Origin of the sequence: Knoellia koreensis (assembly GCF_013041615.1) — a bacterium.
GTDB lineage: Bacteria > Actinomycetota > Actinomycetes > Actinomycetales > Dermatophilaceae > Pedococcus > Pedococcus koreensis.
This window is the reverse complement of sequence record NZ_JABEPQ010000002.1, coordinates 597,098-610,235: the sequence shown is the minus strand read 5'-3', so window position 1 is coordinate 610,235 and position 13,138 is coordinate 597,098. Positions and strand designations below refer to the sequence as shown.

Sequence of the window (13,138 nt, the reverse complement as noted above, 5' to 3'; positions counted from 1 at the left end):
TGAGCTCATCGGGTGCGAGCCGGGCGGGACGAGCGGGTCTGGCGGGGCTGCCGCGCGGCGCCAGCCGGTGCAGGACGCAGCTCGGTGACGCCCGGGGTGAGCGTGTGGCCCTCGGTGTCGAGGTGGGCCAGGGCCGAGGAGATGCCGTGCACGACGCTGCCGAGGATCGGCAGCGACATGTGGCCGACCCCGTGCAGGTCGACGTTGGTGACGGCGAGGTCGGGGTGGTCCAAGGCGGCGTGCCGCTGCGGGAAGATCATCTGGTCGAGGTCGGACCAGTAGACGACGAACCGGGTGCGGCACGAGGGGACGGGCTGGGCCAGCTCGCGCATGAGGCCGCTGTCGGGGCGCAGCTGCCGGGTGAGCTGGGAGTTCCATCCGTATGCCGTGTAGGTGCCCTGGTGGGGCGTGCCGAGCGTGACGAGGGTGTGGACGCGTTCGTCGCCGCCGAGCCGGGTCACGTAGTAGCGAGCGATGAGGCCGCCCATGGAGTGACCGACCACGTGGATGCGCTCGTAGCCGGTCTCCGCGACCAGCGCCTCGACCTCCTCCGCGAGCCGGGCGGCGGCGACCCGCACGTCACCGGTGAACGGCGAGTAGTTCATCGACGTCACGCGGCCGAAGCCTCGGCGGCGCAGCCCGAGGCGCAGCAGCGTGAAGATGGAGCGGTTGTCGACCATGCCGTGCACGAGCAGGATCGGCGTCCCGGCCGCCTCGACGTCGGAGATCACGAGCCCCCGCTGGATGGGTGGCAGGTGCTCGACGCGGTAGCCGAGGTTGTCCTCGCCGCGGCCGTGCCGCCCGAGCAGGCCCCACGGGTAGAGCGCGAGGTGGGTGGTCAGCCACGCGGCCTCGACGGCGGCGCCCACGAGGCCGGTGGGGGAGGCCAGTGCCTTGGCGGCACCGCCGACGACGTCGTTCGCCCCGCCGGCGACCGCCTTGACCTTGCCGGCGGCCCGGGTGAGCGCGTTCGGACGTGCGGTGTCGCCCGACGGTGCCCGCTTCGGTGCGGGCGGTCGGTGCGGGCGGCCGGCGCTGCTCGACATGACTTACCGAACGTAGTCGTTGAACGCTCATCAGGTGGGTGTTCTGCGTCACGTGCCGTGCGTGTCGCGACGAACGGCCCGTCCTCGACGGCGAGCGGACGAGGCATCGATGACTTCCGACTCCCGGGTAGTGGTTACCCTGCCCCTATGACTGACACCCCCCTGCGCGTCGTCGTGGCCAAGCCCGGGCTCGACGGACACGACCGTGGCGCCAAGGTGGTCGCCCGCGCACTGCGTGATGCGGGCATGGAGGTCGTCTACACCGGCCTGCACCAGACACCGGAGCAGATCGTCGAGGCCGCCATCCAGGAGGATGCTGACGCGGTCGGCCTGTCCGTCCTGTCCGGCGCCCACATGACGCTCTTCGCCAAGCTGATGGACCTGCTCAAGGAGCGCGACGCGCAGGACATCGTGGTCTTCGGCGGCGGCATCATCCCCGAGGGCGACATCCCCGAGCTCGAGAAGATCGGCGTCGCCAAGGTGTTCACCCCGGGCGCGACGACCACCGAGATCGTCGAGTGGGTCCGGGGCAACGTCACCCAGCAGTAGTCGTCAGCGGACCACCGGCACCGTCAGCGCCGGGGGCGCCAGCGGTGACGTCCGCACCGTGACCGGCTGGACGGCATACGAGTTCTTGTATGCCGCGTCGGTGCTCGCGAGGACGAGACGCAGGCGGTGTCCCGCCTCGACCCGGTGGACGATGCCGGGCAGCTCGATGCTGACCGGCTGTGTCACGTCCGCGACGCGCACGGGGCTGATCAGCTTGTGCACCAACGTCTGCGAGCCATCGGGTGCAACGTCGTAGAGCTTGGCGAACACCTGGAGCCGTCCGGCCGGACCGGTCTTTTGCGTCAGCGCGACGGCGGGGGAGTCGAAGCGCACGGTGAGCTTGGGCGACCCGACGATGGTGGTCGGCGTGCCCAGCGCCGCCGTCGTCCACGCGCCGAAGGTCCCGGGGGTGTCGTAGGGCGTGGTGAGGTTCGGGGGCAGGTCGACCCGGCCCTCCAGACCGGAGACCTCGCTGTAAGAGGCCGGCGCGCCGAGCCCGGGGCCCGCCCAGCTGGTCGACCCCGTGCGAACCGCCTTGCGGTTGTCGACGAGGTCACCAGCCCCCGACAGGTAGAACGTCCGGAACGTGCCGACGGGGTAGGACGCAGCCGTCGCGTAGGCGGGAGCAGCGTTGCCGGAGTAGGAGATCCAGTCGCGGAAGTAGGAGAAGCCGGGACCGGTGGGCGTCTTCGCGTCCTTGAGGTAGTGGTCGAACCAGTCCTTGATCCGCTGCCCCAGGTAGGTGTCCTCGATGTGCTGGCCGGTGAGGTCGAGCTCACCCGGCGCGGCACCCGAGTTGCCGTTGGCGCCGCCGGAGTGGCCCCACGACTGCCACACCAAGGAGACCGGCACACCGCGGGCCTTGAGGGAGTCGTAGGTGGCGACCGACTCCTGGAGGTTGAACAGGGTGTCGTTCTGGCCCTGGATGAGCAGCGTCGGCGTCTTCACCTTGTCGATGTAGTGGGCCACCGAGACGCGGTCGGTGAGTCGGTAGGTGTCGCTCGTCGGGTATCCGAGGGTGTCGAGGGTGGCCTTGGCGGTGCAGGCTTCGAGCACGAAGTTGGGGCAGCCGACGTTGCGGGTCGGGTCGATGGCGGTGCCCTGGATGCCGTCGAGGATGCCGATGCCGAAGAAGAGCCCGGCCCAGCCGATCTTCTCAGTGCCCGGGTTGTCGTCGGCGTACGTCACGCCGCTCGTGAAGCTCGTGTTGTTGGGCGCCAGTGAGTAGCGCAGGTCGTTCCAGGTGATGAGCGGGACCAGTGTGTCGACGCGCGAATCCGTTGCGGCAGTGGCGAACTGGATCTGCCCGCCGTACGAGCCGCCGATCATGCCGAGACGCGGGTCGTGGGTGGCCGGGTCGTCGAGCTTGGTGAAGTCGACGCTGAGTGCGCCGGGTCCGGCGGGCGTGCCGCCCACGTCTCCCGACTGGTATGCCGCGGTGCTGCCGCCGCCGAGGAACGTCACCAGCGAGCTCGCGGCCACACCGTCGACGCCGGGGTCGTCGAGCGAGATCTTGCACCCGCTGTCGGGGAAGCCGAGCCCGGTGTAGGACAGCACGGCATACCCGCGCTGGGCGAAGGCGCGCCCGAGCCCGGCCTGGTCGTCCTTGCTGCCGCCGAAGCCGTTGGTGGTGAGGATCGCCGGCACCCGGTTCGTGGCCGAGGCGGAGCGCGGCTTGTAGAGGTCGGCGTCGATGGTGCACGTCTGTGGCTGCCCGAGGTCGTTCCGGCCCGCCGGGACGGTGAAGGTGAGGCCCGTGTAGGTGTCGACCGCGTCGAGGGTCTGCGGGGACGTCGCGGCCGGCGTGCGGGTGCCGACCGCCGGGGCGGCTGCCGCCGGGCCGCTGGCCTGTCCGAGCAGGACGCCACCGGCTCCGACGGCCAGCGTGGCAACGGCTGCAAGACGACGGGACGGGCGCGACATCGGGCCTCCACTCGTGGGCGCGGAGCCGCCATCGGTCCCGCGGGGGTGCCCTGTCAACGACGCCCGGGGCGGGCGGGTTACGCGCCCGCATGGTGAGCACACGTGTCCGCACCGCGGACGCGCGTGCTGGCCGCACGGCATACCGATGACGTCGTCTTGGTCAACTGCTGAGGAAGCACAGGGGTTTGACCGGTCCAATCCGCGGGTTCCCACGGGTTTGGTCAAGTCTTTGTCATGACTGTTGACCCGCCCCCGCGCCGCGAGTTGTCTCGCCCTCGGCGCCCCGAAGCCTGGGACCAAGGACGATCCCGCCGGAGGGGCCACGGCGCCGCCCACGCCGCGCAGGGGTTCGCACGCCTGCGCCCGCCCGAGAAGAGGAATTCGTGATTCGACTGTCAGCTGGCGCCGCACTCGGCGTCGCAGTCGCAGCAGCAGTGGCGACCCCACTGTCGGCTGCGTCCGCAGCACCACAGTCCACGCCCGCGGCCCCGACCGCTGCCAACTCGGCAGCGGCCGACCATGCTGCGCTCGGCTTGTCGCAGGACGAGAAGCTCATCGTGCGCAACGTGGTCACCGACCGCGACGGCACGCAGCACATCCGGTACGACCGCACCTTCAAGGGCCTGCGCGTCCTCGGTGGCGAGCTCATCGTCGAGAAGTCGGCGGCCGGCAAGGAGAAGGGCGTCATCTACAACGCGAGCGGCAAGGTCGCGGTGAAGTCCACGACGCCCAAGGTGTCGGAGGCCTCCGCCGAGTCCTCGGGCGCCAAGAAGGCGGGGTATGCCGCGAAGTCCACTGACGGCGAGCTCGTCGTCTGGGCGGGTAGCGGCTCCCCGCGGCTGGCCTACGACGTCCTCACCGAGGGAGTCCGCAAGGACCAGACCCCCAGCAAGCTGCACACCATCGTCGACGCCAACACCGGTGCCGTCATCACCTCGTGGGACGAGGTGAAGAACGGCACGGGCAACTCGATGTACTCGGGCACCGTCACGCTGAACACGATCCAGTCGGGGTCGTCCTGGCTGCTCAAGGACTCGGTCGGCAACTACACGACCGACCTGAACGGCGCGACGTCCGGCACCGGGACGCAGTTCACCGACGCCGACAACGTGTGGGGCAACGGTAGTGCCAGCAGCCGCCAGACCGCCGGCGTCGACGCGCAGTACGGCGCGGAGAAGACCTTCGCGTACTACAAGAACGTGTTGGGCCGCAACGGAATCTGGAACAACGGCACCGGCGCTCGCAGCCGCGTGCACTACGGCAACGCCTACGTCAACGCCTTCTGGGACGGCGCCCAGATGACCTACGGCGACGGCTCGGGCAACACCCACCCGCTCACCTCGATCGATGTCGCGGCGCACGAGATGAGCCACGGTGTCACCGAGAACACCGCCAACCTCAACTACAGCGGGGACGCGGGCGGCCTCAACGAGGCGACCTCGGACATCTTCGGCACCGCCGTCGAGTGGTACGCGAACTCCTCCGCCGACCCGGGTGACTACCTCATCGGCGAGAAGATCAACATCAACGGCAACGGCACCCCGCTGCGCTACATGGACCAGCCGAGCAAGGACGGCGCGTCCAAGGACTGCTGGTCCTCCTCGCTCGGTGGCCTCGACCCGCACTACTCCAGCGGCCCGCTGAACCACTGGTTCTACCTGGCCTCCGAGGGCAGCGGCGCCAAGACCATCAACGGGGTCTCCTACAACAGCCCCACCTGTGGTGGCGCCCCGGCCGTGACCGGCGCCGGACGGAGCAACATCGAGAAGGTCTGGTACCGCACCCTCTCGACCAAGCTGACCTCGAGCAGCAACTACGCGGCCGCTCGCAACGGCGCCATCGCCTCGGCGAAGGAGCTGTACGGCGCCACCAGCCAGACCTGCAAGTCGGTCGAGGCGGCCTTCACCGCCATCGCGGTGCCGGCCGGCAGCGAGGCCTGTGACGGTGGGACCACCCCGCCGCCCACCGGTGGCAACCTGCTGCTCAACCCGGGCTTCGAGTCCGGGGCTGTGAACTGGACCGGCACGTCCGGCCCGATCACCAACAACACCGGACGCCCGGCGCACAGCGGCTCGTGGAAGCTGTGGCTCGGCGGCAACGGCTCGACCTCGACCGAGACGATCAGCCAGAACGTCACGATCCCGTCGACCGTCACCGCGGCCACGCTGTCCTACTGGATCCGCACCGACACGGCCGAGACCGGCAGCACGGCATACGACACCATGAAGGTCCAGATCGTCGCGGGTGGCACGACCACCACGCTGGCGACCTACTCCAACGTGGGCGCCAACTCGACGTACACGCAGAAGTCCTTCAACGTGACGTCGTTCAAGGGCCAGACGGTCACCGTCAAGTTCCTCATGAACGAGGACTCGTCGCTGCAGACGTCGTTCGTCGTCGACGACACGGCGCTGTCGACCAGCTGACCAGTGCGGCGTGGGCCGGCACCGTCGTGCCGGCCCACGCCCGCCGCTGCCAGCGCACCGCAGTGTGACCCGAACGCCACCCGAGGAGCCCCCCATGACCGGCCGCACCCGGTTGACCGCACGACTGGCCGCCCCCACCGCTGCCCTCGCCCTCGTCGCCGCGTCCCTGAGCGCCGCGGGCGCAGTCGCCGCGCCGGCCGCGCCCGCCGCGGCGCTCGCCGACCCGGACATCAGCGTCGCGAACGTCCAGTCCCACCTGACCCAGCTGCAGTCGATCGCCACCGCGAACGGCGGCAACCGCTACACCGGCCGGTCCGGCTACCAGGCGTCCGTCGACTACGTGAAGGGCAAGCTCGACGCAGCCGGCTACAGCACGCAGGTGCAGTCCTTCAGCACGTCGTCGGGCACGTCCTACAACGTGATCGCCACCAAGGTCGGCTCCGACCCGAACTCGGTCGTCATGGCCGGCGGCCACCTCGACAGCGTCAGCGTCGGCCCCGGCATCAACGACAACGGCAGTGGCAGCGCGGCGCTGCTCGAGACCGCCATCGCGTATGCCGCGTCCGGGCAGACCCCGAAGAACACGCTGCGGTTCGGGTTCTGGGGTGCCGAGGAGCTCGGCCTGGTGGGGTCGAAGGCGTATGCCGCGAGCCTGCCCGCGAGCGAGAAGGACAAGATCCGGCTCTACCTCAACTTCGACATGATCGGCTCGCCCAACCCCGGCTACTTCGTCTACGACGACAACCCGGCCGGCAACGCGGTGCGCGACGAGATCACGGCCTGGTACGACGCCAAGGGCATCCCGTGGGAGTACATCGACGTGCAGGGGCGCAGCGACCACGCGGCGTTCCGCTCGTACGGCATCCCGACCGCGGGCATCTTCAGCGGCGCCGAGGGCATCAAGTCGAGCGCCCAGGCCAGCAAGTGGGGTGGCACGGCGGGGCAGGCGTTCGACCCCTGCTACCACCGGTCCTGTGACACGACGGCCAACCTCAACGCCACGTCTCTGGACCGCGGCGCCGACCTCATCGGCGCGCTGGTCTTCCGGCACGCGGCCAAGGACTACGGCACGTCCACGCCGCCGCCCACGGGCTCGAACCTGTTGCAGAACGCGGGATTCGAGTCGGGAGCGGTCGCCTGGACGGGCACCTCCGGCCCGATCACGAACAACACGTCACGCCCGGCGCACAGCGGCACGTGGAAGGCGTGGCTCGGCGGCAACGGCCGCACCACCAGCGAGAACATCGCCCAGACCATCACCATCCCGGCCAGTGCCACCTCGGCGTCGCTGTCGTTATGGCTGCGTGTCGACACGGCCGAGACCGGAAGCACGGCCTACGACACCCTCAAGGTCCAGGTGACCAGCGGCGGCGCGACCACGACGCTGGCGACCTACTCCAACGTCGGCGCCACCGCGGCATACGCCCAGAAGTCGTTGTCGCTGAACGCCTTCCGGGGCAAGAGCATCACCGTCAAGTTCCTCGCCACCGAGGACTCCTCCCTCCAGACGTCGTTCGTGGTCGACGACACCGCGGTACTCGCGGGCTGACAGGCCGCACCCAAACCGAGTCAAAGGAGATCCCCTGTGAAGAGACTCATCCCCGGCATGGCCTTCGGCGCCACCGTGGCGGCAACCCTCGCGGTGGCTCCCGGAGCCGCGGCGACCGGCGCCCCCGCTGCCGCCGACCCGGCCGGTCGCGTGTCACGTGCCGTCGTCGCCGAGCAGGCGAAGGTCGCCGACGCGGCCCGCACCCTCGGGCTCGGCAGTGGGCAGAAGCTGAGCGTCAAGAGCGTCGTCAGAGACGCAGACGGCACCCAGTTCGTCCGCTACAACCGCACCTACCAGGGCCTGCCGGTCATCGGCGGCGACCTCGTGGTCGAGCGCTCCAAGGCCGGCAGCACCAGGTCGGTGCGGTGGAACGCCGCCAAGTCCATCGCCGTGTCGACCAGGCCGAAACTCACTGGGGCACAGGCGAGCTCGCGTGCCGCTGGCGGTGCATCGACCCTCGTCGTGTATGCCGGTGAGTCCAGTTCTCGTCTCGCCTGGGACGTCGTGCGTGATGGCGTCAAGGCCGACCAGACGCCGAGCCGCCTGCACACGGTCGTCGACGCGACGACGGGTGCGACCCTCGACTCGTGGGACGAGGTCGTCGAGGGCACCGGCAACACGATGTACTCCGGCACGGTGACGCTGGGCACGACCCAGTCGGGTGGCAGCTACCAGCTCAAGGACGCGGTGGGGAACTACACGACCGACCTTGGCGGTGGGACCACCGGCACCGGGACGCTGTTCACCGACGCGGACGACGTGTGGGGCGACGGCACGCCCGGCAACCGGCAGACCGCCGCAGCCGACGCCCAGTTCGGCGCCGAGAAGACGTTCGACTACTACAAGAACGTCCAGGGCCGTAACGGCATCTGGGACACCGGCGTCGGTGCCCGCAGCCGGGTGCACTACGGCAGCAGCTACTCCAACGCCTTCTGGGACGGCACCCAGATGACCTACGGCGACGGCGCCGGCAACGTCCGCCCGCTCACCTCCCTCGACGTGGCCGGTCACGAGATGAGCCACGGCGTCACGGAGAACACCGCTGGGCTGGCCTACCGCGGCGACGCGGGCGGCCTCAACGAGGCGACCTCGGACATCTTCGGCACCGCCGTCGAGTGGTACGCCGCCACCGCGGCCGACCCGGGCGACTACCTCATCGGCGAGAAGATCAACATCCGTGGCAACGGAACTCCGTTGCGCTACATGGACCAGCCGAGCAAGGACGGCGCGAGCCAGGACTGCTGGAGCAGCACCACCAAGCGGCTCGACCCGCACTACTCCTCGGGTCCGCTGAACCACTGGTTCTTCATGGCCTCCGAGGGCTCGGGCGCCAAGACCATCAACGGCGTCAACTACAACAGCCCGACGTGTGGCGGTGCCCCGGCGGTGACCGGCGCGGGACGGGCCAACATCGAGAAGGTCTGGTACCGCACGCTGTCGACGAAGCTGACCTCGCGCAGTGACTACCCAGCCGCGCGCGAGGGAGCGATCGCCTCGGCCAAGGAGCTCTACGGCTCGGGCTCGGCGGTGTGCCAGTCGGTGCAGAGCGCGTTCGACGCGATCGCCGTCCCGAAGGGCTCGCAGACCTGCTGAGCAGGCGCTGACGAGCCCACCCCGAACCAGCGGGGGCGGAACCTGGCATCCTCCGGGCCGGGTCCGCCCCCGCTGTGCTGCCGTCGGCCGACGATCGCGCACTTCGGCACCATTCGCGCAGCCCCTGCTGCGCGAGCCGTGGCAAACTGCGCGAACGTCACCCGTGCCAGTCAGGTGCAGATCTTGCGTTGCCCCTCAGGGGAGTTGACGTCGGCGAGCAGCTGGTCGATCACCGGCTTGGCCTCGGCCATCCGTTCGTCGTCGATGGACACGACACCCGCCCCGGCCACCACGGTGACGGTCAGCGCGTCCGACGTCGTCGCCGGGGCATCGGTGGGGAGGTCCGACGGGCGGATGCGCGACGCGGCACGGTTGAGCAACCGTAGGCCATCCGCGTCGAGCCGGCACTCCAGGATCGGCTTCCTGCTGGTCGCCGCGACGCTGCCGTCGCTGGAGATGCGCAGCTCATCCTGGAAACCTGCGACGCCGCCCGATCGGTAGATCGTGATCGGGTACTGCGCGACAGGCTCCGCGGTGGTGCTGCTCACCGCCGGGATGTCCGGGGCCTTCTCGGCGCAGCCGGCGAGGGCAGCCGCACCCACGAGGAGGCCAGAGGCGACCAGGACTGGACTGCGCGGCATACCCAGACACTCCCACGGACCCGCCGCGACGGCGAGGGCAGACTTAACGCATGTCGCTCACCCGCGCCGACCTCGACCGCGCCCGCACCATCGTCCGCCGTCACTTCCCGGCGACGCCTTAGTTCGCGTGGCCGTTGCTGTCGGACCACGTCGGCACCGAGGTCTGGGTCAAGCACGAGAACCAGACGCCGACAGGTGCGTTCAAGGTGCGCGGCGGGCTCGTCTACGCCGACCGCGCTAGGCGAGAACGCCCGCAGGTCAAGGGTTTCGTGTCGGCGACCCGTGGGAACCACGGACAGTCGCTGGCGTATGCCGCGCGGGCGGCCGGGGTGCGCGCCGTCATCGTGGTGCCCGAGGGCAACAGCCCGGACAAGAACGCCGCGATGGAGGGCTTTGGTGCCGAGCTGGTCGTGCACGGCCGCGACTTCCAGGAGTCGCGCGAGCACGCGATGGGTCTGGCGGAGGACCTCGGGCTCGAGGCGGTCCCTCCGTTCCACCCGGATCTCGTTGCGGGAGTAGCGACCTACGCCGAGGAGCTGTTCGACGCCGCCGGCCCGCTGGACACCGTCTACGTGCCGGTCGGCATGGGTTCGGGCATCTGCGGCGTCATCGGCGTCCGCGACCTGCTCGGGCTCGACACCGAGGTCGTCGGCGTGGTGGCCGAGCGGGCCCCGGCGACCGCGCTGTCCTTCGACGCGGGCGAGGTCGTCACCACTCCGGAGGCCGCGACGTTCGTCGACGGCGTCGCCTGCCGCGCGCCGGTGCCCGAGGCGGTCGAGGTGATTCGCGCCGGCGCCGCCCGGATCGTCCAGGTGAGCGAGGACGACGCGGCCGAGGCCATGTGGGTCATGCTGCGCACGACCCACCAACTGCCAGAACCCGCCGGTGCCATGGGCCTCGCCGGGCTCCTCGCGGAGCGCGACCGCGGGCAGCTGCAGGGCCAGCGCGTCGCCACCGTCCTCAGTGGCGGCAACTGCGACACCGAGCTGCTCAATGACGTCCTCGCCGGCCGCACGCCGACGCCCTGACCCAGCACCCGCGACAAGTGGACATGGGCTGGGCGCCGGCCAGGCGGCATACCTGCGACTGGGCGCCTGGGGACGCGCCCGCGTCACATCCGCCACGCACGGTGAGATTGGTCCCATCGGCCGCACCCGGGGAGCCCGTGCGACGTGCTCGGGACTAGTCTCGGGCCCGAACCACCACCCGTTTCCGAGACGAGGACGTCAGACGTGGATCTGTTCGAGTACCAGGCCCGAGACATGTTCGAGAAGCACGGCGTCCCCGTGCTCGCAGGCAAGACGGCCACCACCCCCGCCGAGGCCAAGGCCGCTGCCGAGGAGATCGGCGCCAAGTCCGGCGGCGTGACCGTCGTCAAGGCCCAGGTCAAGACCGGTGGCCGCGGCAAGGCCGGCGGCGTCAAGGTCGCCAAGTCCGCCGACGAGGCCGAGCAGCTCGCCGGGGAGATCCTCGGCATGGACATCAAGGGCCACACCGTCGGCACCGTGATGATCGCCCAGGGCGCCAAGATCGCCGAGGAGTACTACTTCTCGATCCTGCTCGACCGGGCCAACCGCTCCTACCTCGCCATGTCGAGCAAGGAGGGCGGCATGGACATCGAGCAGCTCGCGGTCGAGCGGCCCGAGGCGCTGGCCAAGATCGAGATCGACCCCAACGTCGGCATCGACGACGCCAAGGCGACCGAGATCGCGACCGCCAGCGGCTTCGACGAGGAGACCGGGGCCAAGGTGATCCCCGTCCTGCAGAAGCTGTGGGAGGTCTACCGCGACGAGGACGCGACGCTGGTCGAGGTAAACCCGCTGGTGAAGACCGAGGACGGCGAGATCATCGCCCTCGACGGCAAGGTCACCCTCGACGAGAACGCCGACTTCCGGCACGAGGACCACGAGGCGCTCGAGGACAAGTCCGCGACCGACCCGCTCGAGGCCAAGGCCAAGGAGAAGGGCCTCAACTACGTCAAGCTCGACGGCCAGGTCGGCATCATCGGCAACGGTGCCGGGCTCGTCATGTCGACCCTCGACGTCGTCGCCTACGCCGGCGAGCAGTACGGCGTGAAGCCCGCGAACTTCCTGGACATCGGCGGCGGCGCCAACGCCCAGGTCATGGCCGACGGGCTCGACGTCATCCTGAACGACGAGCAGGTCAAGTCGGTCTTCGTCAACGTCTTCGGTGGCATCACCGCGTGCGACGAGGTCGCCAACGGCATCAAGGGCGCGCTGGAGATCCTCGGCGACGAGGCCACCAAGCCGCTCGTCGTGCGGCTCGACGGCAACAACGTCGAGGAGGGCCGGCGCATCCTCGACGAGCTGGACCACCCGCTGGTGACCCAGGTCGACACGATGGACGGCGCCGCGGCCAAGGCCGCCGAGCTCGCCGCCAACAAGTGATCCGCTGACGGCATACGAAAAGGAACTGTTGAAGCAATGTCGATCTTTTTGAACGCTGACAGCAAGATCATCGTCCAGGGCATGACCGGCGGGATGGGCTCCAAGCACACCGCGCTCATGCTCGACGCCGGGTCCAACATCGTCGGCGGCGTCAACGCCCGCAAGGCCGGCACCACCGCCGAGATCGGCGGCAAGGAGCTGCCGGTCTTCGGCTCGGTCAAGGAGGCCATGGAGGCCACCGGTGCCAACGTGTCGGTGGCGTTCGTGCCGCCGGCCTTCGCCAAGGACGCCGCGATCGAGGCCATCGACGCCGAGATCCCGCTGCTGGTGGTCATCACCGAGGGCATCCCGGTGAAGGACACGGCCGAGTTCTACAACTACAGCAAGGGCAAGAAGACCCGGATCATCGGCCCGAACTGCCCCGGCATCATCACGCCGGAGGAGTCGCTGGCCGGCATCACGCCGCACACCATCGCGGGCAAGGGCCCGATCGGGCTGGTGTCCAAGTCGGGCACGCTGACCTACCAGATGATGTACGAGCTGCGGGACTTCGGCTTCACCACGGCCATCGGCATCGGCGGCGACCCGGTCATCGGCACCACCCACATCGACGCGCTCGAGGCGTTCGAGGCAGACCCCGACACCAAGGCGATCGTCATGATCGGCGAGATCGGTGGCGACGCCGAGGAGCGGGCCGCGGCCTACATCAAGGAGCACGTGACCAAGCCGGTCGTCGGCTACGTCGCGGGCTTCACCGCCCCCGAGGGCAAGACGATGGGCCACGCGGGCGCGATCGTGTCCGGCTCGTCCGGCACCGCCGCCGCGAAGAAGGAGGCCCTCGAGGCCGCGGGCGTCAAGGTCGGCAAGACGCCGTCCGAGACCGCCGAGCTGATGCGCGAGATCATGAAGGGCCTCGAGCAGGCCTGACCCTCCCCGCCCGGACCGGCGCGTTATCGGGTTTAGGGACAAAGAGGCGCTTCACCCGAGATCGTTCCTCGGGTGA

At 69.8% G+C, this 13,138-nt stretch carries 10 protein-coding genes; 7 read left to right on the top strand and 3 right to left on the bottom strand.

Translation table 11 applies throughout. The annotated features are described in order from the left end of the window. Positions 1 to 5: 5 nt before the first annotated feature. The gene (locus HJG52_RS11150) at positions 6 to 1,046 is read right to left on the bottom strand and encodes an alpha/beta fold hydrolase (protein ID WP_171243655.1); all 1,041 of its coding nucleotides are present in this window, start codon (positions 1,044 to 1,046) and stop codon (positions 6 to 8) included. 147 nt (positions 1,047 to 1,193) lie between these two features. Here HJG52_RS11150 and icmB point away from each other — a divergent pair, with 147 nt between their 5' ends. Next, positions 1,194 to 1,595: a coenzyme B12-dependent isobutyryl CoA mutase small subunit gene (icmB, locus tag HJG52_RS11145; protein ID WP_171243654.1), complete on the top strand. Its 402-nt coding sequence runs from the start codon at positions 1,194 to 1,196 to the stop codon at positions 1,593 to 1,595. 3 nt (positions 1,596 to 1,598) lie between these two features. Here the strand turns inward: icmB and HJG52_RS11140 are convergent, their stop codons facing one another. Further along, positions 1,599 to 3,518 carry a CocE/NonD family hydrolase gene (locus HJG52_RS11140; protein WP_171243653.1) on the bottom strand — a complete coding sequence of 640 codons (1,920 nt, stop codon included), beginning with the start codon at positions 3,516 to 3,518 and terminating at the stop codon, positions 1,599 to 1,601. 383 nt (positions 3,519 to 3,901) lie between these two features. Here HJG52_RS11140 and HJG52_RS11135 point away from each other — a divergent pair, with 383 nt between their 5' ends. The 3 genes from HJG52_RS11135 to HJG52_RS11125 all read left to right on the top strand — a co-directional run bounded on the left by HJG52_RS11135 (position 3,902) and on the right by HJG52_RS11125 (position 9,086). Next, a complete protein-coding gene (locus tag HJG52_RS11135) occupies positions 3,902 to 5,944 on the top strand; it encodes a M4 family metallopeptidase (protein WP_346767688.1) in 2,043 nt (680 codons plus the stop codon). 94 nt (positions 5,945 to 6,038) lie between these two features. Continuing rightward, complete coding sequence (locus tag HJG52_RS11130) at positions 6,039 to 7,493, top strand: M28 family metallopeptidase (protein WP_171243652.1); 1,455 nt, start codon at positions 6,039 to 6,041, stop codon at positions 7,491 to 7,493. Positions 7,494 to 7,529: 36 nt separating this feature from the next. Then, positions 7,530 to 9,086, top strand: coding sequence for a M4 family metallopeptidase (locus HJG52_RS11125; RefSeq protein ID WP_346767687.1), 1,557 nt, complete (start codon positions 7,530 to 7,532; stop codon positions 9,084 to 9,086). 170 nt (positions 9,087 to 9,256) lie between these two features. On the opposite strand, the gene HJG52_RS11120 is transcribed toward HJG52_RS11125, so the two are convergent. Then, positions 9,257 to 9,727 carry a hypothetical protein gene (locus HJG52_RS11120; protein ID WP_171243651.1) on the bottom strand — a complete coding sequence of 157 codons (471 nt, stop codon included), beginning with the start codon at positions 9,725 to 9,727 and terminating at the stop codon, positions 9,257 to 9,259. A gap of 134 nt (positions 9,728 to 9,861) precedes the next feature. On the opposite strand from HJG52_RS11120, the gene HJG52_RS11115 reads away from it, so the two are divergent. The 3 genes from HJG52_RS11115 to sucD all read left to right on the top strand — a co-directional run bounded on the left by HJG52_RS11115 (position 9,862) and on the right by sucD (position 13,062). Further along, on the top strand, positions 9,862 to 10,755 hold the full coding sequence (locus HJG52_RS11115; RefSeq protein WP_206070520.1) for a threonine dehydratase: 894 nt from the start codon (positions 9,862 to 9,864) through the stop codon (positions 10,753 to 10,755). Between the two features lie 204 nt (positions 10,756 to 10,959). Further along, on the top strand, positions 10,960 to 12,135 hold the full coding sequence (gene sucC / locus HJG52_RS11110) for an ADP-forming succinate--CoA ligase subunit beta (protein ID WP_171243650.1): 1,176 nt from the start codon (positions 10,960 to 10,962) through the stop codon (positions 12,133 to 12,135). A gap of 36 nt (positions 12,136 to 12,171) precedes the next feature. After that, positions 12,172 to 13,062 (top strand): succinate--CoA ligase subunit alpha, encoded by an 891-nt coding sequence (gene sucD, locus HJG52_RS11105; RefSeq protein ID WP_171243649.1) that lies wholly within the window; start codon positions 12,172 to 12,174, stop codon positions 13,060 to 13,062. The last annotated feature ends 76 nt before the right edge of the window (positions 13,063 to 13,138 follow it).

Coding starts and splice junctions, on each gene's coding strand:
- HJG52_RS11150 (WP_171243655.1), bottom strand. CDS start 1,046: ATGTCGAGCAGCGCCGGCCGCCCGCACCGACCGCCCGCACCGAAGCGG.
- HJG52_RS11130 (WP_171243652.1), top strand. CDS start 6,039: ATGACCGGCCGCACCCGGTTGACCGCACGACTGGCCGCCCCCACCGCT.
- sucD (WP_171243649.1), top strand. CDS start 12,172: ATGTCGATCTTTTTGAACGCTGACAGCAAGATCATCGTCCAGGGCATG.
- HJG52_RS11120 (WP_171243651.1), bottom strand. CDS start 9,727: ATGCCGCGCAGTCCAGTCCTGGTCGCCTCTGGCCTCCTCGTGGGTGCG.
- icmB (WP_171243654.1), top strand. CDS start 1,194: ATGACTGACACCCCCCTGCGCGTCGTCGTGGCCAAGCCCGGGCTCGAC.
- HJG52_RS11140 (WP_171243653.1), bottom strand. CDS start 3,518: ATGTCGCGCCCGTCCCGTCGTCTTGCAGCCGTTGCCACGCTGGCCGTC.